Genomic DNA, 1724 nt, shown 5'->3' on the forward strand with positions numbered 1-1724 from the left:
ACGACTGCGGGTTCGGCTAGAGTTGAGATGTCGCCCATTGAGCCCGTGTCATTTTCTGCGATTTTGCGCAGGATGCGGCGCATGATTTTGCCAGATCTGGTTTTGGGCAGGCCCGGCGCCCATTGGATGAAGTCCGGTTTGGCGATGGGGCCGATTTCGGTGCGGACCCATTTTTCCAGTTCTTTTTTCAAGTCGTCAGACGGCTCTTGGTCGTTCATCAAAGTGACATAGGCGTAGATGCCTTGGCCTTTGATTTCATGAGGGAATCCGACGACGGCGGCTTCTGCAACTGCGGCGTGGGCCACCAGTGCGCTTTCCACTTCGGCGGTGCCCATGCGGTGGCCTGACACGTTGATCACATCATCGACGCGCCCTGTGATCCAGTAGTACCCATCGGCGTCGCGGCGACAGCCGTCACCGGAGAAGTAGTAGCCTTTGTACTGTTGGAAATAGGTCTCTTGGAACCGCTCGTGGTCACCCCAAACGGTGCGCATTTGGCCGGGCCATGAGTCTTTGAGGCAGAGCACACCTTCGGCTTCAACCGTGGTGATTTCTTCGCCTGTTGTGGCATCCAAAATCACCGGTTGCACACCAAAGAACGGCAGGGTGGCCGATCCGGGTTTGGTGGCGATAGCCCCCGGTAAAGGCGCCAAAAGATGCCCGCCGGTTTCCGTTTGCCACCATGTGTCAACGATCGGCGCGCGACCTTTACCGACCACGTCATTGTACCAATTCCACGCTTCTGGATTGATCGGCTCGCCCACGGTGCCCAGCACTTTGATAGCGGACAGATCGTAGTTTTCGACGAAAGAATTGCCTTGTCCCATCAGCGCGCGCAGGGCTGTCGGTGCGGTGTAGAATTGGTTCACTTTGTGCTTTTCGCACACGGCCCAGAACCGCCCCGCATCGGGGTAAGTCGGCACGCCTTCGAACATCACTGTTGTGGCGCCATTGGCCAAGGGGCCGTAGACGATATAGCTGTGGCCTGTGACCCAACCGACGTCAGCGGTGCACCAAAACACATCGCCGTCGTGGTAATCGAACACATACTTATGGGTCATCGCGGCGTAAGCCAGATAGCCGCCAGAGGTGTGCACAACGCCTTTGGGTTTGCCGGTCGAGCCGGATGTATAGAGCACGAACAGCGGGTCTTCGGCATTCATCGGACGCGGCGGGCACTCAGGCGAGGCGTGCTGCATCAAGTATTTGACGTCAACATCGCGGCCATCGATCCAAGTGGTTTGATCGCCGGTGTGTTTGACCACCAAACAGCGCACTTTGTCAGAGCAATGCAGCAAGGCCGCGTCGGCGTTGGATTTGAGCGCTGTCTTGCGGCCGCCGCGCGGGGCTGTGTCGGCTGTGATCACAAGTTTTGCGCCGGAATCATTGATGCGATTGGCCAAAGCATCAGGGGAAAATCCAGCGAAAACAATAGAATGAATCGCGCCGATGCGCGCACAGGCCAGCATGGCATAGGCGGCCTCTGGGATCATCGGCAGGTAAATCACCACGCGATCCCCGCGCATCACGCCTTGGGACAAGAGCACATTGGCAAAGCGATTGACCTTATCCGACAGCTCTTTGTAGGTGATGTGCTGCGCCTCGGCATCGGGATCATCGGGTTCAAAAATGATCGCAGTTTGCAAGGCACGGGTGGGCAAATGGCGGTCGATACAATTGGCGGAAACGTTCAAAACACCGTCGGCATACCATTTGATATCGAC

The 1724-nt window shown here is 57.1% G+C and carries 1 protein-coding gene; it reads right to left on the reverse strand.

Annotated elements, in window-relative coordinates; genetic code table 11:
- Positions 1–1724: acetate--CoA ligase (acs, locus tag KO503_RS13620; RefSeq protein ID WP_215992106.1), on the reverse strand; the 1724-nt coding region annotated here is incomplete at both ends.

Source organism: Pacificibacter marinus, from assembly GCF_018860505.1.
Lineage (GTDB): Bacteria > Pseudomonadota > Alphaproteobacteria > Rhodobacterales > Rhodobacteraceae > Celeribacter > Celeribacter marinus_B.